22 protein-coding genes are annotated in these 23,723 nt (G+C 64.7%); 15 read left to right on the top strand and 7 right to left on the bottom strand.

What is annotated here, in order from left to right; translation table 11 throughout:
* Positions 1-7 precede the first annotated feature (7 nt).
* Genes DCM80_RS00835 through DCM80_RS00820 form a run of 4 tightly spaced genes read left to right on the top strand, consistent with a single transcriptional unit; the run spans position 8 to position 4,082 of the window.
* Entirely contained in the window at positions 8-1,012 is a 1,005-nt protein-coding gene (locus tag DCM80_RS00835) for a zinc-binding dehydrogenase (protein ID WP_257195298.1), read from the top strand.
* A 6-nt stretch (positions 1,013-1,018) separates the two neighbouring features.
* Positions 1,019-2,092, top strand: coding sequence for an ABC transporter ATP-binding protein (locus tag DCM80_RS00830; RefSeq protein ID WP_257195297.1), 1,074 nt, complete (start codon positions 1,019-1,021; stop codon positions 2,090-2,092).
* Positions 2,089-3,048 (top strand): sugar kinase, encoded by a 960-nt coding sequence (locus DCM80_RS00825; protein ID WP_257195295.1) that lies wholly within the window; start codon positions 2,089-2,091, stop codon positions 3,046-3,048. Before DCM80_RS00830 ends, DCM80_RS00825 begins: the two co-directional genes overlap by 4 nt.
* Positions 3,045-4,082 (top strand): tagatose 1,6-diphosphate aldolase, encoded by a 1,038-nt coding sequence (locus tag DCM80_RS00820; protein WP_257195294.1) that lies wholly within the window; start codon positions 3,045-3,047, stop codon positions 4,080-4,082. Before DCM80_RS00825 ends, DCM80_RS00820 begins: the two co-directional genes overlap by 4 nt.
* Positions 4,083-4,267: 185 nt before the next feature.
* On the opposite strand, the gene DCM80_RS00815 is transcribed toward DCM80_RS00820, so the two are convergent.
* From DCM80_RS00815 to DCM80_RS00800, 4 genes are all read right to left on the bottom strand, one after another.
* Entirely contained in the window at positions 4,268-5,080 is an 813-nt protein-coding gene (locus DCM80_RS00815) for an IclR family transcriptional regulator (RefSeq protein ID WP_028137862.1), read from the bottom strand.
* Between the two features lie 112 nt (positions 5,081-5,192).
* Positions 5,193-6,287, bottom strand: coding sequence for an extracellular solute-binding protein (locus DCM80_RS00810; protein WP_257195293.1), 1,095 nt, complete (start codon positions 6,285-6,287; stop codon positions 5,193-5,195).
* A gap of 34 nt (positions 6,288-6,321) precedes the next feature.
* Positions 6,322-8,112, bottom strand: a complete 1,791-nt coding sequence (locus DCM80_RS00805) for an ABC transporter permease subunit (protein WP_257195292.1) — start codon at positions 8,110-8,112, stop codon at positions 6,322-6,324.
* Positions 8,109-9,263, bottom strand: coding sequence for an ABC transporter ATP-binding protein (locus tag DCM80_RS00800; protein ID WP_257195291.1), 1,155 nt, complete (start codon positions 9,261-9,263; stop codon positions 8,109-8,111). The genes DCM80_RS00805 and DCM80_RS00800 overlap by 4 nt, the downstream gene beginning before the upstream one ends.
* Before the next feature lie 242 nt (positions 9,264-9,505).
* Between DCM80_RS00800 and DCM80_RS00795 the strand changes: the two genes are divergently transcribed.
* Genes DCM80_RS00795 through DCM80_RS00760 form a run of 8 tightly spaced genes read left to right on the top strand, consistent with a single transcriptional unit; the run spans position 9,506 to position 17,251 of the window.
* Positions 9,506-10,315, top strand: coding sequence for a CoA transferase subunit A (locus DCM80_RS00795; protein WP_257198114.1), 810 nt, complete (start codon positions 9,506-9,508; stop codon positions 10,313-10,315).
* Positions 10,315-11,073, top strand: coding sequence for a CoA transferase (locus DCM80_RS00790; RefSeq protein ID WP_257195290.1), 759 nt, complete (start codon positions 10,315-10,317; stop codon positions 11,071-11,073). The genes DCM80_RS00795 and DCM80_RS00790 overlap by 1 nt, the downstream gene beginning before the upstream one ends.
* Positions 11,070-13,379 (top strand): molybdopterin guanine dinucleotide-containing S/N-oxide reductase, encoded by a 2,310-nt coding sequence (locus tag DCM80_RS00785; RefSeq protein WP_257195289.1) that lies wholly within the window; start codon positions 11,070-11,072, stop codon positions 13,377-13,379. The genes DCM80_RS00790 and DCM80_RS00785 overlap by 4 nt, the downstream gene beginning before the upstream one ends.
* Positions 13,380-13,393: 14 nt before the next feature.
* A complete protein-coding gene (locus DCM80_RS00780) occupies positions 13,394-13,963 on the top strand; it encodes a peroxidase-related enzyme (protein WP_257195288.1) in 570 nt (189 codons plus the stop codon).
* Between the two features lie 21 nt (positions 13,964-13,984).
* A complete protein-coding gene (locus tag DCM80_RS00775; protein ID WP_257195287.1) occupies positions 13,985-14,749 on the top strand; it encodes a hypothetical protein in 765 nt (254 codons plus the stop codon).
* 19 nt (positions 14,750-14,768) lie between these two features.
* Entirely contained in the window at positions 14,769-15,461 is a 693-nt protein-coding gene (locus tag DCM80_RS00770; protein WP_257195286.1) for an L-fuculose-phosphate aldolase, read from the top strand.
* Positions 15,462-15,493: 32 nt separating this feature from the next.
* A complete protein-coding gene (locus DCM80_RS00765) occupies positions 15,494-16,456 on the top strand; it encodes a carbohydrate kinase family protein (RefSeq protein WP_257195285.1) in 963 nt (320 codons plus the stop codon).
* 48 nt (positions 16,457-16,504) lie between these two features.
* Positions 16,505-17,251, top strand: a complete 747-nt coding sequence (locus tag DCM80_RS00760; RefSeq protein WP_257195284.1) for an SDR family NAD(P)-dependent oxidoreductase — start codon at positions 16,505-16,507, stop codon at positions 17,249-17,251.
* Positions 17,252-17,444: 193 nt separating this feature from the next.
* On the opposite strand, the gene DCM80_RS00755 is transcribed toward DCM80_RS00760, so the two are convergent.
* From DCM80_RS00755 to DCM80_RS00745, 3 genes are read right to left on the bottom strand one after another with little or no spacing between them, the layout of a single operon-like run.
* Positions 17,445-18,440: an ABC transporter substrate-binding protein gene (locus DCM80_RS00755; RefSeq protein ID WP_257195283.1), complete on the bottom strand. Its 996-nt coding sequence runs from the start codon at positions 18,438-18,440 to the stop codon at positions 17,445-17,447.
* A gap of 22 nt (positions 18,441-18,462) precedes the next feature.
* The gene (locus DCM80_RS00750) at positions 18,463-19,272 is read right to left on the bottom strand and encodes an ABC transporter ATP-binding protein (protein ID WP_028137849.1); all 810 of its coding nucleotides are present in this window, start codon (positions 19,270-19,272) and stop codon (positions 18,463-18,465) included.
* Positions 19,269-20,039 carry an ABC transporter permease gene (locus DCM80_RS00745; protein WP_257195282.1) on the bottom strand — a complete coding sequence of 257 codons (771 nt, stop codon included), beginning with the start codon at positions 20,037-20,039 and terminating at the stop codon, positions 19,269-19,271. The genes DCM80_RS00750 and DCM80_RS00745 overlap by 4 nt, the downstream gene beginning before the upstream one ends.
* A 106-nt stretch (positions 20,040-20,145) precedes the next feature.
* On the opposite strand from DCM80_RS00745, the gene DCM80_RS00740 reads away from it, so the two are divergent.
* Genes DCM80_RS00740 through DCM80_RS00730 form a run of 3 tightly spaced genes read left to right on the top strand, consistent with a single transcriptional unit; the run spans position 20,146 to position 23,619 of the window.
* Positions 20,146-21,273: a mandelate racemase/muconate lactonizing enzyme family protein gene (locus DCM80_RS00740; RefSeq protein WP_257195280.1), complete on the top strand. Its 1,128-nt coding sequence runs from the start codon at positions 20,146-20,148 to the stop codon at positions 21,271-21,273.
* Entirely contained in the window at positions 21,273-22,868 is a 1,596-nt protein-coding gene (locus tag DCM80_RS00735; RefSeq protein WP_257195279.1) for a GMC family oxidoreductase, read from the top strand. The genes DCM80_RS00740 and DCM80_RS00735 overlap by 1 nt, the downstream gene beginning before the upstream one ends.
* A 28-nt stretch (positions 22,869-22,896) precedes the next feature.
* Positions 22,897-23,619 carry a GntR family transcriptional regulator gene (locus tag DCM80_RS00730; RefSeq protein ID WP_257195278.1) on the top strand — a complete coding sequence of 241 codons (723 nt, stop codon included), beginning with the start codon at positions 22,897-22,899 and terminating at the stop codon, positions 23,617-23,619.
* Positions 23,620-23,723: the final 104 nt, after the last annotated feature.

Here is a 23,723-nt window from a genome sequence, read left to right as displayed (position 1 = left end):
ACCTCTGATGCATGTATCGCCCCGTCCCAATTCGATCATGCAGGCCGCGGTCTTCCACGGCAACGATCGCATCACCATCGAGCGCGTGGCGATACCTGATGTCGGCGCGGGCGAGGTGCTCGTGCGCGTCTCGCGCACCGCGCTGTGCGGCTCGGACTTCAAGCTCTGGCACAAGGGCGCCGAGTTCACCGCAGGCCATGAGATCTTCGGCGTGGTCGAGCAGCCCGGTCACAGGCTGCACGGCCGGCGCTGCGCCGTCTACATTCCCCTGCACTGCGGCCATTGCGCCGCCTGCAAACGCGGCGACACCCAGATGTGCCTGGAAGTGTCCAGCCTGATCGGCTGGAACCGGCCGGGCGGCTATGCCGAATACGTACCCGTGCCGGAGAATTGCCTGCTGCCGGTGCCTGATGATATCGAGGACAGCCTCGCGCCACTGCTGCTCGACACCATCGGCACGTCGGGGCACGCCGTGCGCTTCGTCAGCCGCGTCGTGCCGCCAGGCGAAGCTGGACCCGTTCTCGTGATGGGAGCAGGGCCCGTCGGCCTCGGCGTCGTGCTGGCGCTCCGTGCGCTCGGCTACGACGACGTCCATGTCGCCGACCCCAATGCCGCGCGGCTCGAGATCGCGCAATCCTTCGGTGCGACGGCGCACCCGGTCGGCGATACCTCGAGGCGCTTTGCGCTCATCATGGAATGCTCCGGCGCGCACGCAGCGCGCAATCTCGGCATCGAGCTGGTCCTGCCGCGCGGCGCCCTGGTGCTGGTCGGCGAGAACGCCGCGCCCTGGACCATCGAGGAGGGCAAGGTGTTCCGTCGCAAGGATTTTTACATGATCCGCACCTTCTATTTCCCGGTCTCGGATTTCGAGCCGAATGTCGAGCTGCTGCGCACGTACAAGGACGAATACCGCGTCCTGGTCGACGGCGAATTTGGTCTCACGGCGCTCCCCGAAAACTTCGCCCGCTTCGCCAAGGGCGAGCTGATCAAGCCTGTGCTGGCGCTGGACTGAGCGATCATGGCCTCGATCTCGATCCGCAACCTCACCAAACGCTACGGCAATTTCACCGTGATCCCCGATCTGAATCTGGAGATCGCGGACCACGAATTCGTCGTCTTCGTCGGCCCGTCCGGCTGCGGCAAGTCGACCTTGCTGCGGATCATCGCCGGGCTCGAGCCGATCTCGTCGGGAGAGCTCTATATCGGCGACAAGCGCGTCAACGGCGTGCAGGCCGCGCAACGCGACATCGCCATGGTATTCCAGGATTACGCGCTCTATCCGCACATGAAGGTCTACGACAACATGTCGTTTGCGCTGGAGCTGCGGGGCGTGCCGAAGGCCGAAATCGACGCCCGGGTGAGGCGCGCCGCCGCGCTGCTGCACATCGAGCCCTATCTCGACCGCAAGCCGAAGGAGCTCTCTGGCGGCCAGCGCCAGCGCGTCGCCATGGGCCGCGCCATCGTGCGTAACCCCAAGGCGTTCCTGTTCGACGAGCCGCTGTCCAATCTCGACGCCAAGCTGCGCGGGCAGGTGCGGGCCGAGATCAAGGCGCTGTCGCAGGAACTCAAGACCACCATGGTCTTCGTCACCCACGATCAGATCGAGGCCATGACCATGGCCGACCGGATCGTGGTGCTCCAGAGCGGCACGATCCAGCAATACGACACGCCGGAGACGGTCTACGAGCGCCCGGCCAACCAGTTCGTCGCCGGCTTCATCGGTTCGCCCGCAATGAACTTCTTCCCGGTCGAGTGGCGGCAGGACGGCGCAATTCTCTCGCAATCCAAGACGGTGGTGCCTCTGGACGGCGAGACCACAGCCCGCCTGAGCAACGCCGGCAGCGCCGTGCTCGGCATTCGTCCCGAACATTTCGCGGTCGCTCCAGAGTCCGCCGATGGCGTCGCGATCAACGTCAAGCTGGTCGAGCCGCTCGGCTCGGACACGCTGATCCACTTCGATCTCGGCGGCGGTTCGGCGATTGCGCGGGTTGATCCGGCGCTGCGGCCGAAAGTCGGCGATCGCATCAATCTGTGCCCGCAGCCGGGCAAGACGCATCTATTCGATGCCGGCAACGGAGAGGTCCTGCGGTGAGCGCGTCGGTCGACATCGGCGATCTCTCGGCGCTGGCGGACGTCGCGTCCAAGGCAAGGCCCGTGCACGTGATCTGTCTCGGCCTGTCCGCGCTCGACCAGGTCTGGCGCGTCGACCGGCCGTTCGCGGGTGGAAGCGAGAAGATCAGGGCGCTCGAGTACGGCACGCTCGGCGGCGGCATGGCGGCCAACGCATCGGTTGCGGCGGCAAGGCTCGGCGCGTCCGTCGCGTTCTGGGGTCGGGCAGGCAACGATGCCGCAGGTCACGAGATGAAGGCGGCCTTTGCGGCCGAGGGCGTCGACGTCGAGAACTTCCGGTTGTTTCCCGATGGCCGCTCCTCCGTCTCCGGGATCATCGTCGACAGCTCGGGTGAGCGGCAGATCGTGAATTTCCGCGGCCTCTATCCCGAGTCCGCCGACTGGCTTCCAATCGAAATCGTTGCGCGCGCCTCATCCGTGCTGGCTGATCCGCGCTGGGTCGAGGGCGCAGCGACGCTGTTCAGGGAAGCGCGCTCGCGCGGCATTCCGACGGTGCTTGATGGTGACATGGCCGAGCCTGATGTCTTCGAGCGGTTGCTGCCACTGACCGACCACGCCATCTTCTCCGAGCCCGCGCTCACAGCCTTTGCGGGCTCGGCCCAGGATGAGAGCCTTGCTGCGCTTGCGCGCTTCGGCTGCCGTGTCCTTGCCGTCACCCGCGGCGAGGGCGGCGTGAGCTGGTACGGGAACGGCCGGTTGCACCGGCAGGCCGCCTATGCCGTCGACGTCGTCGACACCACGGGCGCGGGCGACGCCTTCCATGGCGCCTACGCGCTGGCGATCGGCGCCGGCCTCGAGGTGCGGGCCGCCATGGCGTTTTCGGCGGCGACAGCCGCGATGAAATGCCGCCACGCCGGCGGCCGCAACGGAATCCCCGATATCAACGAGTGTCTTGCATTCATGAGGACGAAACCATGAGAATGATTGGAAAGAGCCGCGGCCTGGCACGGCTTGCTGACGCGGATGGCCACTTTCGCATGGTCGCGCTGGATCAGCGGCCGCCACTGTTCGATGCCATCGCCAAAGCCAAAGGCATTGCGCGGGAGCAGGTCGAGTATTCCGACGTCACGGCGGCCAAGCGCCTTCTGGTGGAGAACCTCGCGCCGCATTGCAGCTCCATGCTGTTTGACCCGAATTTCGCGGTGCCCGCCGCGATCGATCTGCTGCCGCCGCGCTGCGGCCTGATCATGACGCTGGAGGAGCACCGCGTCGAGGAGACCGCGGGCGGCCGCAAGTCGCGTGCCATCACCAACTGGAGCGTCGAGAAGATCCGCGCCATGGGCGGCGACGCCGTCAAGGTGTTGGCCTGGTACCGGCCGGACGCCGATGCCGCGGTGAACGCGCATCAGAAGAAGTTCGTGCGCGAGATCGGCGAGGATTGCGCCCGCCACGACATCCCCTACGTGCTCGAGCTGCTGGTCTATCCGTTCCTCGGCAGTGCCAATCACACCGCCGACTACGTGGAATCGCCGGGCAAGCTGCCCGGCCTCGTCGTCGACAGCGTGCGCGAATTCGCCAAGCCGGAGTACGGCGTCGATCTCCTCAAGCTGGAGAGCCCGCTTGCGGCGGGCAGCCTGCCTGTCCGCGACGGCAGCGCGGAGGCCAAGGCTGCGCAGAAGGAGTTCGATGCGATCGGCGACATCTGTCGCGGCCGCAACATTCCCTGGGTGCTGCTGTCAGGGGGCGCCGCGCCTGAAAAGTTCGAACGGGTGCTCGACTATTCCTATGCCGCGGGCGCGAGCGGCTTCCTGGCGGGTCGCACCATCTGGCTCGACGCCGTCCTGAAGAATTTCCCGGACCGTGCGGCGGTCTCGGCCAGCCTGCGCAAGGATGGCCTCGGCGTGCTTGAACGTCTCAACGAGCTGACCACGGCCAAGGGCACGCCGTGGAAGGCGCGCTTTCCGGCCTTCACCGACATCAAGCAGGAGGGTGACTTCGCACGCGCCTACTGAAATGATGGCGGCTCCGCATGGTCCCATTCCGATCGCAGGATCTGCAACGTGACTGACCCACTTTACCGTCCGTTTGCGGCGAAGGGGGCGCGCTGCACGGATCGTTCCCGCAGCGCCGCTGCGCGTCCACCAATGGTCGTACGGAGGCTCTGTCGGCACTGCCGCAGACGTCGCGGCAGGCAAGATCAAGGTGCGCGTCGCGATTGATGTGGAGGCGGAGAATCGCCTCTTGCTGTGGTGTATGCCAGCCTATTGGAATAGCCGAGCGCAGCGCCGATGGTTCTGGCTGCTTCCATGACGTGGACCGAATATTCCTTGATCTGCTTGCGCTTGATGCGGCTGTCGGGGCCCGACATGCCGATCGCCCCGACGAGTTCGCCGGAGCGGCCGAGGATCGCGCAAGCGCAGGCCGCGATGCCCTCGCGCCATTCGCCGTGCAGCACGGAAGAATAGCCCTGCGCGCGCGCCAGCTCGATGTCCTCCCGCAGCTCCTCGATCGTCGTTCGCGTCGTTTCCGTGTAACGCCTGAGATGCGGGCGGAATCGTTCCAGATAGTCATCAGGCATATGCGCGAGCATCGCCTTGCCCGTCGCCATGGTGAAAGCGGGTGCGCGCATGCCCACGCTCGTATGGGCGCGGATGTGGTGAGCGCTCTCGATTTTGTCGACGTAGACGACGTCGGTATCCTCGAGCACGGACAGATGGATGGTTTCGCCGGTGATCTCGGCAAGCTTCGTCATTGCCGGTCGCGCGACGTTGATGAGATCCATCCGGTGGATGACGTGGCTGCCGAGCGCCCAGATCTTGGTCGTGAGCTCGTAGGTGCTGTGCGGGGGGATCTGGCGCACATAGCCCTGAGACTGCAACGTCATCAGCAGCCGATGCACGTTGCTCTTGGTGAGCTTCAGCTCGCTCGCGAGGTCCGTGACCCCGCGGGGCTGCTCGCTCAGCGCAAGTGCTTCCAGGAGACGCAGCCCCTTGGTAAAAGCCTTATCCATCCACCAGCCAAAGTAGAATGATCTTTCACATCGTCTAGCATGGTCGCGCGATCCGCAACAGCCGGCGTGTGGGGACCGGCCCCGATCCTTGGATCGGGGCCGGTCAGCCGGCCTATTGCGCCAGCAAGGCGTTCAGCTTCTCCTGCCCGTACTCTTCATTGGTGGATTTTCCGGCCGGCGAAGCCGCGCCCCAATAATCCGGGCTCCATTCGATCGCCTTGGAGACGTTGTCCGGGTTGTTGGCCCAGTAGCGCGCGAGCTTCTTGTCGGTCGCGGCCTCGAACACGACCTGGGAGGGAAGAGCGACGGGGAAGGTCGAGGTGAGCTGCGCCGCGCGCTTGGGCTCGAGCCGCCAGGACAACAGCTTCAGCGCGTTATCGTAGTTCGGCGCCCCCTTCGGGATCGAGAAGAAGTCGTAGTAGATGAAGCCTTGATTGAAGGTCAGCTCGATCGGGGCGCCCTCCAGGGCGAGCTTGCTCATCGAGCCGGTGTAGGCCATGCACATGTCGGCCTCGCCATCGAGCAGGAGCTGCGGCGGCTGTGCGGACGTCGTCCACCATTTGGCGATGTGCGGCTTGATCTCCTTGACCTTCTTCAGCGCCCGCTCCATGTCGATCGGGTAGAGCTTGCTCTTTTCCACGCCGTCGGCCATCAGCGCCGCTTCGAACACGAAACGCGGCCAGGCGGGCATGCAGCGGCGGCCGGGAAACTTCTTCACATCCCAGAAATCGGCCCAGCTGGTCGGGACGTTCTCGCCCTTGTACTTGTCCTTGTTGTAGACAAGGCCGACGCCGATCACCTGCAGTGCCACGCCCTTCTTGCGCTTCAGATTGTCCGGCATGGCCGCCAGCGTCTGCTTCGCGGCGTCGGACAGCTTGGAATAGTCGATGTCGGCCAGGCAGCAATCGCCGAGCAGCTTGGTCTCCTGGTCGAAGATGAACGTCAGGTCCCATTGCGCCTTGCCGGCTTCGGCCTGGGCCTTGATGCGCGGGCCGCTGCGGGCCTCCTGGACGGTGACCACCTTGATGCCGGTCTCCTTCTCGAAGGGGTCGTACATGACCTTGCGCAATGCATCGCCATAACCGCCGCCCGGGTCCTGCATGATCACGACGTTGCTCTGCGCTTGAGCCAGACCCGTCCCCATCGCGACGAACAGGGTCGAGGCCAGCACGGAAGCCGATAGTCGCAAGCGTTTCATTCCCAGCATTTTCTCTTTCCTTCAGTTGAAACTTGATCTCTCGTCACGTTGCCTTCCGCGACGTGGCGAGAACCGGTCGTGCAAGGGCTAGCCCTGCGATCACCAGCAGCACCTCCAGCGTCGAGACCACGGCCAGCACCGGATTGAGCCGATAATTGACGTCACCCCACAGCATGAGGGGGAGCGTCTTCAGCTCCGCGCTCGACAGGAACAGCGTCAGCACCAGTTCGTCGAACGAATGCAGGAAGGCGAAGAATGTCGCGGCAGCCAGGCCCGGCATGATGGCCGGCAGCGTCACCAGGCGGAACACCGTCAGGGACGATGCGCCATGGACGGCAGCGGCCTGTTCGAGCCTGGTGTCGACGCCTTGAAGCGATGCGGACAGGATCACCACGACGAGGGGAAGGCCGCCGATCGCATGCGCCGCGGCAAGGCCGAAGACCGAGCCGACCAGGTCGAAACGCAGGAACAGGCTGTAGAGCGACAGGCCGAGCACGACCGGAGGCACGATGATCGGACTTACGAGCAGCAGCATGATGGTGGATTTGCCGCGAATGCTGCTCCTGACGATGCCGAGGGCGGCTGACGCGCCCAGCACGATCGCGATCCCCGCCGACATCGTCGCGACCACCAGGGACGTCCAGAATGCCCGCATCCAGTTCGAATCGGAAAAGAACTGCTCATACCAGCGAAACGAGAAGCCGGGCGGCGGGAAGGTCAGATAGCTTGCGCTGCTGAAGGAAATGATCATCACAACGATGATCGGCAGGATGAGAATGGCAATGACCAGTCCGCCCATGAGGCGAACCGTCCAAGTCCCGAAGCTCGCCGGCAGCCGCCCGAACAGTCTCAGAAGCGGCCAACCGATCACGTCGGCAGCTGAGGCGCCGAGACTGCGGCGGCCCGCATCGACGGCGCGGCGGTTAGTCGTTGTCGGTGTCGCTTCGGTCAGCTTGCGGCCGCCCCAGATGAACTCGAAGCCGAGGAAGCGTCCGGCCACCGCGACCACGGCCAATGTGATCGTCAACAGCACCACACCCAGGGCCTGCAGGAAGCCCTCCGAGGTGACTGAGTCCGCCTGCTGGGTGATATGCATGGCAAACATCTGGTCGCCGGGTCCGCCGAGCAGGGTCGGCGTAATGAAGAATCCGATCGCGGCGACGAAGACGAGCAGGAAGCCGGCGCCCATGCCGGGCAAGGTCAGTGGCAGCATCACGCGCCAGAACGCCGCAATGGGCCCTGCGCCGCTGGCCAGCGCCGCGCGGGTCAGGCTTTGATCAAGCCGCGCCACGCTGGAATAGATCGTCAGCACCATCAGCGGCAGAAGCACCGCGGTCATGCCGAGAAGCACCGTGCCGCGATTGAACAGAAGCTGCACGGGCTCGCTCAATATGCCGATCGAGACCAGCATCTTGTTGACCGGCCCGTTGCGGCCGAGCAGGACCATCCAGGCGTAGGTCCGGATCAGGATGGCGATGAAATAGGGCAGCACGATCGCGGTCGCGATCAGGGCCTGGGCAATGCCGCGGCTGCGGTGAATGAGCAGCGCCGTCGGATATCCGAACAGTAGGCACAGGCACGCAACGGTGACCGAGATCTGCATCGTGCGGACGAGCGAATCCCAATAGAGCGGTATCGCGAATACCCGCTCGAAGTAGGACGTCCAAGATGGCCCGCTCACGCTGATACGGATGAGATCGATCAGGGGCAGGAGGTAGATGAAGGCCAGAAACGCGAGCGCAGGCAGGAGCAGCAGCGCCGGATCCTTCAACCTCCTGACGAGATCGAGATCCGCAGGACGGTCCGCCTGGGCGCCGATCGATGCCGAGGTCATGCAAGCACCCAGCAGTCTGCGGCGCCCCAGCTCACGTGCAGACGATCGCCGACGTTCGGCAACGGCCGGTCGGCCATGTCGGTGCATCGGATCAGGAGCGGATCTCCACCCTCCATCTGCGCCTCGATCCGCAGGATCTCGCCGAGGAAGATCGCAGACGTGACGCTGACGGGCGTGGAGTTCGCGGTCGGCTCGTTCGACACCGCGATGCGTTCCGGGCGCACGAGCACCGTTGCACGTCCGACGTCGATCGTGTCCCGGCTTTCGGCATTGAACACGTATCCTGCACGGTTCTTCATCGTCAGTGTCGTGCCGCGCTTCTGCATAATTTCCGCCTCGATCAGATTGCTCTCGCCGACGAACGAGGCGACGAACCGATCGATCGGGTGCCGATAGATGTCCAGCGGGCGGCCGATTTGAACGATCTTGCCGGCGTTGAGCACCGCGATGCGGTCGCTCATCGTCAGGGCTTCGCCCTGGTCATGGGTGACGAACAGGATCGTGCTGCCGATGGTCCGGTGAAGGTCGCGGATCTCGATCTGGATCTGCTCGCGCAACCGCCGGTCAAGGGCGCTGAGGGGTTCGTCCATCAGCACGACCTTGGGCCTCCGGACGATCGCGCGGGCGATGGCGACGCGCTGCTGCTGCCCGCCCGACATCTGCGAGGGAGACTTCGCCGCATGCTCCGTCAGCCGCATGATCTCCAGCGTTTCGGCGACGCGGCGCTCCGCGGTCGCCCGGTCGACACCGGCCATGCGAAGTGGAAACGCGACGTTCTGGCTAACGGTCATGTTCGGAAACAGCGCGTAGCTCTGGAACACCATGCCGAAGCCGCGCTTGTGCGTCGGCACGTTGTGGACAGGCTTGCCGTCGACGAGGATTTCGCCGCTGTCGAGGCTCTGGAAGCCCGCCACGAGGTTGAGCAGCGTCGTCTTTCCACTGCCGGAGGGGCCGAGCAGCGTGATGAATTCGCCCGGCTCGATGTCGATGCTGATGCGGTCGACCGCGTGGAAGCTGCCGTAAGTCTTCACTGCGTCGCAGACGGCGATGCTCGATCCGATGGCGTCGCGGTCACGGAGGCGGCCGGTCGGCGACGTTCCAACGTTTGCATCGCCGGAGCGCATTGCGCGCAGAGCCGTGGGCTCACCCATTCTCTCCTCCCAAGACGTTCTATATTGTAGAACACTATTCCAATTATTGTTGGCGTAGCGCGCCGTCTTGTCAAGTCGAAGCGACCGCTCGCGGTGCAATGGCGCCCCGCTGCGGTCGATGCGGAGGTGGGATCCCCTGCAAACAAAGGCTTCGCCGACCAAGTCAGATTGACACTGTCGTCGGGATCCGCCAACATAAACGTGGAATAGCGTTCTACAATATAGAACACGATGGGAGGATGATGGTGTTGAGCGAGCCTCGCGCAATGGCGAAGCACATCGAGCCGGGAATGCGCGTCGCGCTCCCGGTCGACTACGCCGGCGTCTCCATGGCGATGACGCGGCCGATCATCGAGCATGGCGCGGGTGATCTCGATCTCGTCTGCGTGCCCACCGGCGGATTGCAGGTCGACCAGCTCATCGGCGCCGGTCTGGTCCGGACCGTGGAGACCAGCGCCGTCTCGCTGGGTGAAGCCGGTGCAGCGCCCCGGTTCAATGCGGCAGTCAAGGAAGGCGCGGTTCGACTGAAGGACGCGACATGCCCCGCCATCCATGCCGGCCTGATGGCGGCGCAGAAGGGCAGTCCCTTCATGCCGCTGCGGGGGCTGATCGGAACGGATCTGCTCCGCCATCGCGACGATTGGCGCGTGATTGATAATCCGCTGGCGGATGGAGGCGATCCGATCGTGCTGATCCCGGCCATCAAGCCGGACGTCACGATCTTCCACGTGCCCATGGCTGATCGCTTCGGCAATGTCTGGGTCGGCCGTCGACGCGAGCTTGCCGCCATGGCTTACGCTTCGCAGATTGTTCTCGTCACGGTGGAGCGAATCGTCGAGCAGAATCTGCTCGCCGACGAGATGAGCGCTGCCGGCGTGCTGCCGGCACTCTACGTCACGGCCATCGCGCGCGCTCCGAAGGGCGCGTGGCCCTACGGGCTGTGGGGCGAGTATCCCACCGACAGCGCGGAGCTCGCACGTTACGCGAAGGCCGCGCGAACGGTCGACGGCTTCTCCGCCTATATGGCGCAGGCGCAGATGGAGCCCGCGTGATGGCCGACGTTCTCCCTCGCGAGGTGCTGATCTGCACCATCGCGCGGCTCCTCGACGGGGTCAGGCATGTCGCCGTGGGCGCCTCCTCTCCGATTCCTGCCGCAGGCGCGATGCTGCTGCGTGCCATGAAGGACGCGGGCGGCGCCGTCGGTCCGCGCATCTCCATCCTCGGTTCTGTCGAGCATAATTTCTTCACCAACGGCTCGGCCGAGCTGTTCGATTGTGCGGGTCAGGGCCGGATCGATGCGTTCTTCCTCGGCGGCGGCCAGATCGACGGCTTCGGCAACGTGAACCTCGTCGGCACCGGCGATTATCCGCGCTCCAGCGTGCGCTGGCCCGGCTCGTTCGGGTCGGCCTATCTCTATTTTGTCGTGCCGCGGGTCATCCTCTTTCGCGAGGAGCATACGCCGCGCGTGTTCGTCGAGCACGTGGACTTCATCAGTGCCCCGGGCGTCAGTCCCGACGGCGTGTTTCGGAGCGGCGGCCCCGTTGCCCTCCTGACCGGCAAGGGTCTGTTTCGGTTCGACAAGACCCGGCCTGGGTTCGACCTGGAGAGCGTCCATCCGGGGCACGATCTCGCCGAGATCAAGCAGGCGACCGGCTTTCGCTTCGCCCATGATGCCGAGCCGCGGCAGACCCCGCTGCCCGATCGATCGACGCTCGACTTGCTCCGCGGCCGCGTGTTCGACGAACTCGCCGAGACCTATCCCGAATTCGCCGCGCAGATGCGGCGCGAGCTTGGAGCGGTCGACGCATGAGCAGAATCAAGCGGGTTCCGCATTGCAGCCATTGGGGTGCGTACACGATCCTCGTCGAGGACGGCCGCATCGTCGGTGTCGAACCGTTCGAGCACGATCCGGCCCCGTCCCCGATCATCCATTCCATTGCCGAATGGGCCAATCCCGAGCGGCGGGTGCTTCGGCCGATGGTCCGCTCGGGCTGGCTGGACAAGCGCGAAAAGAGCGATCGCCGCGGACGCGGCCGTGAGAAATTCGTTCCGGTCAGCTGGGACGAGGCGACGACGCTGGTCGCCGACGAGGTGCGCCGCGTGGCGGGCACGTTCGGCAATGCGTCGATCTTCGCAGGATCCTATGGCTGGACCAACTCCGGCCGCCTGCATCATGCTTCTTCTCTTCTGAAGCGCATGCTCAATCTGGTCGGCGGCTTCACCAGGCACGTCGACACCTATTCCATCGCGGCAGGTCCTGTGATCTTGCGCCACACGCTGGGCAGCGACGACGCATGCGGCGGCCGCGCCAATACGCTCGACACCATCGCGCAGCACACCAAGACGCTTGTGGTGTTCGGCGCCCTGTCGCCGCGAACCGCGCAGAACGAGGCAGGGGGCATCGGCAGCCACCGGCTCGAAACCTATCTCAGGCAGATCGTCGAGCGCGGCGTCAAGATCATCCACGTCTCGCCGCTGAAGGATGATCTGCCCGATTGGGTTGACGCCGAATGGTGGCCGATCCGGCCGAATACGGACACGGCGCTGATGCTCGGCCTCGCCGGCGAGATCGTGAAGGCGGGCCGGCACGATGCCGATTTCCTCGCGCGCTGCACCAGCGGCGCGGATCGCTTTCTTCGCTATCTCGAAGGCCAGGCCGATGGCGTTAGAAAGGACGCCGCGTGGGCCGCCAGCATCTGTGGCCTCGATGCGGGCAGGATCGCGACGCTGGCAAGCCGCCTGGTCGACACGCGGAGCATGCTGACGGTGAGCTGGAGCCTGCAGCGTGCCCATCACGGCGAACAGCCGTTCTGGGCGGCGCTCGGACTTGCATCGGTTGTCGGCCAGATCGGATTGCCGGGCGGCGGCGTCGGCTACGGCTACGCCTCCCTGGGGGGCGTGGGGGCACCGCTCAACCTTGGTCGCTCTCCCGCCATTTCACAGCTGACGAGGCCGATCGACAGCTTCATTCCGGTGGCGCGGATCAGCGACATGCTGCTCAACCCCGGCAGACCGTTCACCTATGAAGGTGAGATCCGCACCTATCCGGACACGCGGCTGGTCTATTGGGCGGGCGGCAATCCCTACCACCATCATCAGGACCTCAATCGCCTGTCGGAAGCCTGGACGAGGCCCGAAACGATCATCGTGCAGGACCCGATGTTCACGGCGACAGCCCAGCGCGCCGACATCGTGCTGCCGGCAACCACGTCGATCGAGCGCAACGATCTTGCCGGCAACAGGCGCTCCGACTTCATCCTCGCAATGAAGCAGGCCATCGAGCCGCTGGGCGAATCCCGCTCCGACTTCGCGATCTTCGAGGCGATTGCAGGCAAGCTCGGGGTCGCCGATCGATTCAACGAGGGCCGGGATGAAATGGGCTGGGTCCGGCATCTCTATGAAGCCTGCCGCAGCGACGCCGCGCAGCGCTTCGGCTTCGCGATGCCGGATTTCGATGCGTTCTGGGAAGCCGGCTATGCGCGCTGCCCAGTCAAGGCAGACCATACGTACTTGACCGACTTCCGGAACAAGCCGGAGGAGCACGCGCTCAAGACCGAAAGCGGAAAGATCGTGCTCGGCAGCGAAACCCTGGCCAGGCTGGACTATGCCGACTGCCGCCCGCATCCCGCGTGGATCGAGCCGGCGGAATGGCTCGGCAATGCCGCCGCCGGCCAGATGCACCTGGTGTCGCATCAGCCGGCCGGCCGCCTTCACAGCCAACTCGAAACCGGCGCATCGAGCCGGGCCAAGAAGCGCAATGGCCGTGAACAGGCTCGTCTTCATCCCGACGACGCGGCCGCTCTCGGCGTCGAAGACGGCCAGACCATTCGCGTCTGGAACGGCCGTGGCGAGTGCCTTGCGACGGCAGAGGTTACCGACAAGGTCCGTCAAGGCGTGCTGGTGCTTCCGACCGGTGCCTGGTTCACGCCGACAGGCAATAGCGGTCTGGAGGTCGCCGGCAATCCGAACGTGCTCACGCTCGATATCGGCACCTCTCAATTCGGCCAGGGCTGCTCGGCCCATACCTGTCTGGTGCGGGTCGAGCCCTACGCTGCCGATCGGCGCGATGCGTTCGAGGCCTATCGGGAAACGCTCGTCGCGCTTGCGGCGGTCTAACAGGAGCTAGGAACATGTCTGCGCCCGCCATCAGCCGCTTTCCCGTCCCCGACATCGCCGCGCTGCCGGAGGACATCCGCTCGCGGATCGAGGCGGTTCAGGAGAAGTCGGGCTTCGTCCCCAACGTCTTCCTGACGCTCGCGCATCGTCCCGACGAATTCCGGGCCTTCTTCGCCTACCACGATGCACTGATGGACAAGCCCGGGCCGATCACCAAGGCCGAGCGCGAGATGATCGTCGTCGCGACCAGCAGCGCCAATCAATGTCAATATTGCGTCGTCGCGCATGGCGCCATCCTGCGCGTGCGTGCGAAGAATCCGCTGATAGCGGATCAGGTCGCCACCAATTACCGCAAGGCCGACATCACCGCGCGGCAAAGGGCGATGCTCGATTTCGCGATGAAGGTCTCGGCGCGCGCCTATGAGGTGGACGATTCCGACATCGCCGATCTCAAGGGACACGGATTCACCGAGGAGGACGTCTGGGACATTGCGGCCATTGCTGCCTTCTTCGGCATGTCCAACCGCCTCGCCAACGTCACCAGCATGCGTCCGAACGATGAGTTCTACGCGATGGGACGCTGAGCGCCGCGAACGAGAACTGCAATGGTATCGCTGGTCATCGACAGGCGTTTCCGCGGCCCGCCCAATTCCGGCAACGGCGGCTACGTATGCGGATGTCTCGCAAGGCACCTAGCCGGTGACGCCGAAGTGACGTTGCGCGCCCCGCCGCCGCTGGAGCGGCCGCTCGACGTGCTGACGAAGGCCGACGGCGGGATCGAGTTGCGCGAAAAAGACGTGCTGCTCGCGACGGCGCGTGCCGCGGGCGTCGATGTGACTGATATTCCAAGGGTGAGTTACGAGGTAGCTGAAGAGGCGGTCGGCAGAACACCCTATGACGAGCAGACCCATAACCTTCCGGGATGCTTCGTCTGCGGCCCCGCACGTGGCCACGGCGATGGCCTGCGGATCTTCGCAGGTCCGCTCAAGGCGGGCACCGTCCCCGGCAAGCCGGTCGTGTTCGCGGCCTCCTGGGTGCCTCACGGCAGTTTGTCCGGCGAGGACGGCCATGTCGCGCCCGAGTTCGTCTGGGCCGCTCTCGATTGCCCAACCGGCTATTGCAGCGTGGGCGCCCGTCATCTCGGATTGAATGGTGACGAAACGGCCCTGCTCGGACGCATGGCCGCACGGATCAAGCGCCGGCCGCGTCCCGGAGATCAATGTGTGGTGATGGCGTGGCCGACCGGGCGGGAAGGCCGCAAGCTGTTTGCCGAGAGTGCCTTGCTCGATGCCGAGCAGGAGGTGCTGGCGACCGCGCGAGCCACCTGGCTGTTGGTCGACCGTCAGGTCCAGCTCGGAGCAAGTGCATGAAAGAGGGTGGGAGCAAGGTATGACCGGCCGCGAAGCGGAGCTCGAACTGCGTCAATCCATCATCGATGCGTGCCGCGAGATGGCGGCGCAGGGCATCAACCAGGGAACGTCCGGAAACATCAGCGTCCGAACCGACGACGGCATGCTGCTGACGCCGTCCGGTCTTCCCTACGACCGCATGAGGCCCGAGGACATCGTGGCCATGAAGTGGGACGGTTCATGGACTGCGCCGGCCGGCAACGTTCCGTCGACGGAATGGCGCTTTCACCTCGACATCCTGAAGTCGAAACCGGAGGTGGGCGCCGTCGTTCACGCCCATCCGGTGTTCTGCACCATCATCGCGATCATGAATCGCTCGATCCCTGCGATTCACTACATGATCGCCGCCGCCGGCGGAAACGACATTCCCTGCGCGCCCTATGCTCAATACGGCACGGCCGAGCTGTCGCAGGCGGCGCTGAGCGCGCTCCGCTATCGCCGCGCCTGCCTGCTCGCGCATCACGGGCTGATCGCCGTCGGTCCCAATCTGCGCAAGGCATTGTGGCTCGCCGTGGAGGTCGAGGTGCTTGCCAAGCAGTATCACGGCTGTCTTCAGCTCGGCGCTCCTCCGCTGCTGCCGGACGAGGAGATTGACAGCATCCTGAAGCGGTGGGGACAATACGGCCTGCGCGATAGCGAGGGCACGCCCAAGCTCCCTCAGCTGTCGAGCTAGATCACGATCCAACCACTGTCCTGCGAGAAAACATGGCTCACTCTCACGACGTCAGCGTCTGCGGCACTTATATTCTGGACATCCTGGGAGTCCCGGTGACCGAGATTCCGCCCGGAGGCGGCCGTTTGCTGATCGAAGAAATTCGGCTCACGGTCGCGGGCACCGCCGGCGGAACGGTCGTCCCTTGCGCACGACTCGGTCTGAAGGCGCTCGCGGTCGGTGCCGTCGGCGCCGACGAGAAGGCGGACTGGATGCTGAACGCGCTGGAGCGTGAAGGCATCGACATCTCTCTCATGGAGCGGATGGCCGGCAGTCCGACCTCGGCCACGATCCTGCCGATCCGGCCCGACGGTTCGCGTCCGGTCATGCACGCAAGGGGCGCTTCCGCCCGCTGGCGGATCGCGCCACAAGTGCAAGAGGCCGCTTGCCGCAGCAAGATCCTGCATCTCGGCGGCGTAGGCTCCCTGCTGGCGATGGACGGTGCGCCGTCCGTGGCATTGCTGCGCGATGCGAAAGCGGCCGGCTGCACGACCACGCTCGACCTGATCCAGGCGCGCGGTGAGACGCTGGCACTGGTCGAGCCTCTGATGCCTTACGTCGATTTCTTCATGCCAAGCATCGACGAGACCCATGCGATGGTTGGAACCGCGGATCCGGCCGCATGCGCGCGTTTCTTCATCGAGAAGGGAGCCGGAGCCTGCGCCATCTCCATGGGCGCCGACGGCTCGTTCGTGATGACGCGCGACGGACGTCAGTTCACCGTGCCTGCCTTCGAGGTGAAGGTTCGTGATACGTCGGGATGCGGCGATTCCTACACCGGCGGCTTCATCGCGGGTCTCGTGCGCGGCTGGGATTTGCTGGACTGCGCCAGGCTTGCGACGGCGACATCCGCAATTGTGGCGACGGGTCTCGGCTCCGGCGCCAACCTCGTGTCATTCGAGGAGACCGTGCAGGCGATGAACTCGCTTCCCGTGCGCAAGCCCGCTCAGGCCTGAGCCGATCACATCATCAATACGTCAATCCGACCGATAGGGGAGAACAACATGGCCCGACATGCAATCGTTACGGGAGCAAGCCGCGGAATTGGCCGAGCGATCGCCATGGGTCTTGCCAGGCGCGGCTATGATCTCGCGCTGACCGACATCGCACCTCAGGAGAAAGTCTTGCTTGAGACTGTCGCCGAGATCGGCGCGCTCGGCAATCGTTGCATCCCGGTGCTTGGCGACGTCAGCGATCTCGGGGATTGCAGGCGGGTCGTGGCGGAAGCCGTGCAGGGGCTGGGACACATCGACGTCCTCGTCAACAACGCCGGCATCCTCCGACTGGCGACCATCGACGAGCTGACGACCGAGACATGGGATCAGACGTTCGCCGTCAACACGCGCGGCGTGTTCCAGATGACCCAGGCCGTGGTGCCGCACATGAAGGAGCGCAAATACGGGCGGATCGTCAATATTGCCTCGCTTGCCGCGCGAACGGGCGGCCCCGGACAGTCCCACTACGCTGCATCGAAGTCGGCCGTGGTCGGCTTCACCCGGGTGTCGTCGATGGAGTTCGGCGGCTTCGGCATCACGGTCAATGCCGTTTGCCCCGGCATCATCGTGACGGAGATGGGGATGAACAATCTGCGCGATCCCGAGCGCGTCGCGTATTTCGAGAAGGTCACGGACTTGCACCGGCTTGGACAGCCGGAGGATGTCGTCGGTCCCGTGGCATTCTTTGCGTCGGATGATTCCGCGTTCGTGACCGGCCAGGCCCTCAATGTGGACGGAGGCATTTTCTACAGCTAGCGGATTTGTGAGCTGCTCGTCTCGGCGGAGGCCAGAGGCGTCTAGAAGGCGGTCCGACGGCGCCGCCTTCTCTGCCGCCCGACATGGCCGGCATCTTCCCCTTCTTTTCATGTGATCGGCAGCGAATTGGGTCAGCTGCGCCCCGCTCTCTGCGCGGCGCACGCTCTTGCCTGCCACGCGGACGGCAGATCGTTCACGCAATCGTTTTCAAATATAGGCTCGGATCGAAATACTTGCTGGCAGGCGTGAAGTCCTTGATGCCGGCATTGGCCATGAAGAAGTCCGTCGATTGCTGCAGCCAATTGGTCACGGTCCCGTCCGAGTACATGCGCTTCCATTCCTTGGACGTGAACATCTTCTGCGCCTTGAACGATTCGGTGATGTCGGCCAGCGGCGTCTGGCTGTAATGGGCCTTCTGCAGCTTCTCCATGGCCTCGACGCTGTTTGCAACGATGTAGTCGTTGGCATCCGCCCAACCAAGGATCAGCTTCGCCAGCGTCTCCTTGTTGCGCTCGTAATAGTCGTTGGCGGCCGCCCACCCGCCGATGATCGCGGCTTTCGGGTAGTAGGCAGAGGCGTCGGCGAGCTTGACCGCGCCGGGCACCTTGTCGCGGACCGTGACGTTGAAGGGGACCCAAAGCGCGACGGCCGGCACCGCGCCGGAAATGAAGGCGGTCACGGCGGCAGGCATGGTCTGGTTGACGAGCTCGACCTCCTTCGGATCGACCTTGTTGGCACGGAGCGCAGTATCCAGGAATACGTGCGCGGTCGTGCCGGTCGCGGTCGCGATGCGCTTGCCCTTCAGATCCTCGAATGACTTGATGCCCTGGTCGCCACGCACCCAGAGCTGAGCGGTCGCGACCTCGATGTCGTTGATGAGGAAGACCTTGCCTTGGCCGCGCGCCGGGAAGTTCGAAAGGACCGCGCCGGTCGACAGCACGTCGAGGCTGCCGCCGATCAGCGCCTGGAAGATCTCCAGGCCGGTGTTGAACTGCCGCAGCTCGAGATCGAGGCCCTGCTTCTCGAAGGAGCCGCGATCCATGCCGGTCCAGATCTGGCCGTCGACGGCGACGGTGTGGAGATAGCCGACGCGAACCTTCGTTCTTGCCTGCGCGATCGCGGGTGCTGCGGCCGTGAAGGTGCCGAGTGCAAGGCCTGCCGTCGTGCTCAGAAATTGCCGCCGATCCATGATGTGTCCTCCGTCTTGCTTGTTATTCCGAGAATGAGACTGGGCGCATCTGCGCCTGCTGGGCACGATATTCGTCCATCACGAGCTGCCTGATATGGCTTCGCAGCTCGGCGAATTCCGGCCGCTCCTGGATCGACTCGTCGCGCGGATAGGCGAAGGGAACGTCGATGATTTGCTTGATCCGTGCCGGCCGCGCCGTCACCACCACGATGCGGGAGGCGAGGTAGATCGCCTCCTCGACGGAATGGGTGATCAACATGACGGTCTTGCCTTCGGTCTCCAGCACCTTGAGCAGCAGGTTCTGCATGTTGGAGCGGGTCTGGGCGTCGAGCGCGCCGAACGGCTCGTCCATCAGCAGGAATTGCGGCTTCACCGCATAGGCCCGCGCGATCGCGAGCCGTTGCCGCATGCCGCCGGACAGGTGCTTCGGGTAGGAATTGGCGAAGTCGGACAGGCCCATCAGCCCGAGATAGTGATCGCAGATCGCCTCGCGCTCGGCGGCCGCGACGCGGTTGGCGTTCAGGGTCAGGCCGAAGGCGATGTTCTGCTTCACCGTCAACCAGGGGAATACGCCATATTCCTGGAAGATGACGCCGCGCTCGGGGCCGGGGCCGGCGACGGGACGTCCGTCGAACAGGACCTTGCCGGTCGTCGGCTTCTGGAAACCGGCGAGCATGCTCATCATCGTGGTTTTGCCGCAGCCGGATGGGCCGATCACCGCAATGAAGTCGCCGTCGTTGATGTCGTAGCTGACGTCCTCGACCACCTGGAGGCGGCCCTTCGCCGTCTCGAAAGACAGTGATACCTTGTCGAACTGCGCGCGCTTGGTCATGCGATGACCCGATCCTGCCAGACCAGCAGCCGCGCGGTGATCTTGCGCAGGATCAAGTCCATGATCAGCGCGATCAGGCCGATGCAGATGATGCCGACATAGATGACGTCGAGCAGGAAATAGGTCGAGGCATTCTGGATCATGGCGCCGAGCCCGCGCTGCGCGGCGATCAGCTCGGATGCGACCAGCGTCGCCCAGGCCACGCCCAACGCCACGCGCAGCGCCGTGAGGATGTGCGGGACGGTGAGGGGAATGATGACCTTGTGAAAGATCTCGGCCTGGTTCGCTCCGAGCGTCTGCGCCACGCGGATGTAGAGCGGCGTGATCTGCGACACGCCCTCATACATCACGATCACCCCGGAGAAGAACGAGGCGTAGAACAGGATGACGAGCTTTGCGAGCTCGTCGACGCCGAAATAAACGATCACCAGCGGGATCAGGGCGATCGGCGGCAGCGCGCGAAAGAAGTTGATCATGGGATCGGCAAAGGTGCGGGCGGGGCGATACCACCCGAGCAGAAAACCGACCGGCACGGCCACGAGGATGCCCAGCGCCACGCCGAGAAAGACGCGCCGCGTCGAGGCGAAGATGTCGATCAGCAGCCCTTCCCTGGTGAGAAGCTCGAAGAACTTTGCGGCGACCTGGTGCGGCGCGGGGATCAGCGAGACGTTGACGAAGCCGCTCCAGCGCACGGCGTACCAGAGCAGGATTGCGCCGATCCACGGTATCAATCCGAGACCAACACGTCTCAGGCCAGCTCCATTCATTCGACGCGTCCGCCCAGATTGCGATTGATGTTTTCGAAAGTCATATTATAAATAGGAGGACCATACAAGTGGTGCCTTTGATCGGAGGCGTCGCAGGCTTTCCCGCATGACTTCCCCGCCTTTCACCATTCGAAGCGTCCAGGCCTTTGGCTATCGCTACCCGCTGACCACGCCGGTCATCACGTCCTTCGGGCGGATGGCGGATCGGCCTGCTGTCTTCGTCCGCGTTGAAGACACCGACGGAAACATCGGCTGGGGCGAAGTGTGGTGCAATTTTCCTGCACCCGGTGCCGAGCATCGTGTCCGGCTCGTCAACGAGGTGCTTGCGCCGGCTTTGGTCGGATTCAATGCGCCCGAGCCCTCTGCCGCGTTCGAACGCCTGACACAGGGAACCTCGGTGCTGGCGCTGCAGTCCGGAGAGGCCGGCCCGTTTGCGCAGTCGATCGCCGGCATCGATCTGGCGGTCTGGGATCTCTACGCGCGGCGCCGGAATGTTGCGTTATGGAGGCTGCTCGGCGGCGCGAAGCGCGAGATCAAGGTCTACGCCAGTGGCATCAATCCGGTCGGGTCCGAGCGGACGGCTGAAGCGGCCCTTGGCCGCGGATACCGCGCGTTGAAGCTGAAGATCGGCTTCGATCCGGCAACTGACAGCGCCAATCTCGGCGCGCTGCGCCGTCTCGTCGGCGAAGGCCTGCTTGCTGCCGACGTGAACCAGGGATGGACCATTGCGCAGGCGCTGGAACTTGCGCCTCCGCTCGAGCGCTTCGGTCTTGCCTGGCTCGAGGAGCCGATCCGTGCTGACCGTCCGCGGCAAGAATGGCAACAGCTGCACGAGGCCATTCGCTTTCCGCTCGCAGCCGGCGAGAACATTGCGAGCCACGCCGGCTTTGCCGAGGTGCTGCGTGAGCCGATTCTCCGAGTCGTCCAGCCCGACATCGCCAAATGGGGCGGGCTGTCGGCCTGCACCAGCATTGCCCGCGACATCCTGGCGTCGGGAAAGATGTTCTGTCCGCACTATCTTGGCGCCGGCATCGGTCTTCTGGCATCCGCGCATCTCCTCGCCGGCGTCGGTGGGGACGGGCTTCTCGAAGTCGACTGCAACGAAAACCCGCTGCGCGACCGCTTCTGCGGTCCGGTGCTCGATGTCCGCGAGGGCATGATCGAGCTCGGTGACGAGGCGGGTCTTGGCATCACGCCGGATCTCGCCTCCATCGCGCAATACCGGACCATCTGATGCCAGCTCGCGGCTACGACTACATCATCGTCGGCGCGGGCTCGGCCGGCTGTGTCGTTGCGAACCGGTTGTCGGCCGATCCATCCTGCCGCGTTCTGTTGCTGGAGGCCGGCGGAGCGGACCGGAATTTCTGGCTGAAACTCCCGGTCGGCTACTACCGGACCATCTACAACGAGCGATTCTCGCGCCTGTTCAGAACCGAACCCTCGGAAGGGAGCGGCGGCCGCGCCATCGTCTGGCCGCGCGGCCGCGTGCTCGGCGGCTCCTCGTCGATCAACGGTCTGATCTTCATCCGGGGCCAGCACGAGGACTTTGACGATTGGGAGCGCCTCGGTGCCGACGGCTGGAGCTATCGCGAACTCCTGCCGTATTTTCGGCGTTACGAACGCTATCGCGGCGGCGAGAGCCAGTTTCACGGCGGCTTCGGCGAGTTCGAGGTCTCAGATCTCCGCAACGACAATCCGGCATCGAAGGCCTGGGTCGAGGCGGGTGTAGAGTTCGGTCTGCCGCGCAATCCCGACTTCAACGGCGCCACGACGCTGGGCGTCGGCACCTATCAGCTCGGCATCGGCCGGCACTGGCGGACCAGCTCCGCCTCTGCGTTTCTGCGCCCCATCGCCGGCCGTCCCAATCTCACCATCATCACCCACGCGCAGGTCAGCAGGGTCGTTTTCAATGGTCACGTCGCGACCGGCGTCGAGTGGATCAGCAACGGACAGGTCCACAGCTCGGCGGCCGATCGTGAGATCGTCCTGTCCGGCGGCGCGCTGCAATCGCCGCAGCTCCTCCAGCTTTCGGGCATCGGTCCGGCCGAGCTGCTGCGCAAGCTCGGCATTCCCGTAATTGCCGATTCTCCTGAGGTCGGCGCCAATCTCCAGGACCATTATCAGGCCCGGCTGATCGTCCGTTTGAAGGAGCGAATCTCGCTCAACGATCAGGTCCGCAATCCCGTCGCGCTGGCGAAGATGGGGCTGCAATGGCTGCTGGCAGGCAGCGGCCCGTTGACGGTCGGGGCGGGGCAGGTGGGCGGCGCGGCCTGCACGGAATACGCCGTTGGCGGAAGGCCGGATGTGCAGTTCAACGTGATGCCGCTCTCGGTCGACAAGCCCGGCGAGCCCCTGCACAGCTATTCCGGCTTCACCGCCTCGGTCTGGCAGTGCCATGGCAAGTCGCGCGGACAGCTCGCGATCAGCTCGATTGACCCGTTCGAGCAGCCGCGCATCGTGCCGAATTATTTCGCCGAGGAGACCGATCGCAAGACCATTGTTGCGGGTCTGAAGATTCTGCGCGAGATTTATCAGCAGAAAGCCTTTCGCCCGCTCTGGGATGTCGAGATGGTGCCGGGCGAAGCGGCAAGGGATGATGCCGGGCTGTGGGATTTTGCGCGCAACACGGGAGGCACGGTGTTTCACTGCGTCGGGACCTGCCGCATGGGGCGGGACGCGCAGGCCGTGCTCGATCCGCAGCTGCGGGTGCGCGGCGTCGAGCGGCTGCGCGTGATCGACGCCTCGGTGATGCCGCAGATCACCTCGGCCAACACGAATGCGACCAGCCTGATGATCGGCGAACGGGGCGCCGCGCTGGTCATGGCTTGATCGCGCGGCCTGACTTCCGGAGGGCGAGATGGAATTGAGTTCCGATAGTCACGTCCCCAAATACGCGCAGATCGCCGACATCTTCCGGCAGCGGATCGCACGCGGCGTCTGGACCCAGGGTTTTCGGCTGCCGGCCAACGAGGAGCTGGCCGCCGAATTCGGTGTGTCGCGCGTCACGATCAGGCAGGCGGTGGAACTGCTCGCCCGCGACGGCGTGATCGAGGCACAGCAGGGCCGCGGCACCTTCGTCACCGGGACCGTGCGGCAGGATCGCTGGCTCAAGGTCGAGACCACGCTGTCCGATCTCGCAGACATGTACCGCGACACCTCGCCTGAGATCATCAACATCTCGGAAAGCCGCAGCAATGCCCCGCTGCTCCCCGGGGACGGCAAGCCGGCGGAAAAATACGTCTTCATGCGCCGGCTGCATTCGCGGCAGAAGCAGCCTTACTGCGTCATCTCCATCTATCTCGACGAGAAGATCTTCCGCAGGTCGCCGAAGCGTTTTCGCAACGAGACCGTGATCCCGATCCTGAGCGATCTCAGGGATCCCGCCATCGCCAGCGCGCGCCAGACCCTGACGATCGGCACCGCGGATATCGAGGCGGCGCGGCTGCTCCGCGTGCCGCTGAATTCGCCGGTGGCCGAAGTCCGCCGCATCTTCACGACCGCGGACCGTACCGTGATCTATCTCGGCGAGGTCACCTATCGCGGCGACTTCGTGCGGATCGACATGGATCTGCGGCCCTAGGAAGGAAGGGCCGGGTCTCGCTCGATTGGACGACGGCTGTTGGCGGCTGCACTCCCCCCGACGTTGAGCTGAATCAAGCGGCAGCCGCCGCTCTCCGTTACCGT

This window comes from Bradyrhizobium sp. WBOS08 (genome assembly GCF_024585125.1).
Lineage (GTDB): Bacteria > Pseudomonadota > Alphaproteobacteria > Rhizobiales > Xanthobacteraceae > Bradyrhizobium > Bradyrhizobium japonicum_B.
Note: the sequence above shows the minus strand (reverse complement) of the source record. Positions and strands in the feature narration are given on the sequence as shown.

Excerpts from the sequence above, each read along its gene's own strand:
- DCM80_RS00785 (WP_257195289.1), top strand. The coding sequence starts at position 11,070 with ATGAGCAGAATCAAGCGGGTTCCGCATTGCAGCCATTGGGGTGCGTAC.
- DCM80_RS00835 (WP_257195298.1), top strand. The coding sequence starts at position 8 with ATGCATGTATCGCCCCGTCCCAATTCGATCATGCAGGCCGCGGTCTTC.
- DCM80_RS00795 (WP_257198114.1), top strand. The coding sequence starts at position 9,506 with ATGGTGTTGAGCGAGCCTCGCGCAATGGCGAAGCACATCGAGCCGGGA.
- DCM80_RS00830 (WP_257195297.1), top strand. The coding sequence starts at position 1,019 with ATGGCCTCGATCTCGATCCGCAACCTCACCAAACGCTACGGCAATTTC.
- DCM80_RS00735 (WP_257195279.1), top strand. The coding sequence starts at position 21,273 with ATGCCAGCTCGCGGCTACGACTACATCATCGTCGGCGCGGGCTCGGCC.
- DCM80_RS00730 (WP_257195278.1), top strand. The coding sequence starts at position 22,897 with ATGGAATTGAGTTCCGATAGTCACGTCCCCAAATACGCGCAGATCGCC.
- DCM80_RS00775 (WP_257195287.1), top strand. The coding sequence starts at position 13,985 with ATGGTATCGCTGGTCATCGACAGGCGTTTCCGCGGCCCGCCCAATTCC.
- DCM80_RS00750 (WP_028137849.1), bottom strand. The coding sequence starts at position 19,272 with ATGACCAAGCGCGCGCAGTTCGACAAGGTATCACTGTCTTTCGAGACG.
- DCM80_RS00810 (WP_257195293.1), bottom strand. The coding sequence starts at position 6,287 with ATGCTGGGAATGAAACGCTTGCGACTATCGGCTTCCGTGCTGGCCTCG.
- DCM80_RS00805 (WP_257195292.1), bottom strand. The coding sequence starts at position 8,112 with ATGACCTCGGCATCGATCGGCGCCCAGGCGGACCGTCCTGCGGATCTC.
- DCM80_RS00770 (WP_257195286.1), top strand. The coding sequence starts at position 14,769 with ATGACCGGCCGCGAAGCGGAGCTCGAACTGCGTCAATCCATCATCGAT.
- DCM80_RS00815 (WP_028137862.1), bottom strand. The coding sequence starts at position 5,080 with ATGGATAAGGCTTTTACCAAGGGGCTGCGTCTCCTGGAAGCACTTGCG.
- DCM80_RS00790 (WP_257195290.1), top strand. The coding sequence starts at position 10,315 with ATGGCCGACGTTCTCCCTCGCGAGGTGCTGATCTGCACCATCGCGCGG.
- DCM80_RS00755 (WP_257195283.1), bottom strand. The coding sequence starts at position 18,440 with ATGGATCGGCGGCAATTTCTGAGCACGACGGCAGGCCTTGCACTCGGC.
- DCM80_RS00760 (WP_257195284.1), top strand. The coding sequence starts at position 16,505 with ATGGCCCGACATGCAATCGTTACGGGAGCAAGCCGCGGAATTGGCCGA.
- DCM80_RS00800 (WP_257195291.1), bottom strand. The coding sequence starts at position 9,263 with ATGGGTGAGCCCACGGCTCTGCGCGCAATGCGCTCCGGCGATGCAAAC.
- DCM80_RS00745 (WP_257195282.1), bottom strand. The coding sequence starts at position 20,039 with ATGAATGGAGCTGGCCTGAGACGTGTTGGTCTCGGATTGATACCGTGG.
- DCM80_RS00820 (WP_257195294.1), top strand. The coding sequence starts at position 3,045 with ATGAGAATGATTGGAAAGAGCCGCGGCCTGGCACGGCTTGCTGACGCG.
- DCM80_RS00780 (WP_257195288.1), top strand. The coding sequence starts at position 13,394 with ATGTCTGCGCCCGCCATCAGCCGCTTTCCCGTCCCCGACATCGCCGCG.
- DCM80_RS00765 (WP_257195285.1), top strand. The coding sequence starts at position 15,494 with ATGGCTCACTCTCACGACGTCAGCGTCTGCGGCACTTATATTCTGGAC.
- DCM80_RS00740 (WP_257195280.1), top strand. The coding sequence starts at position 20,146 with ATGACTTCCCCGCCTTTCACCATTCGAAGCGTCCAGGCCTTTGGCTAT.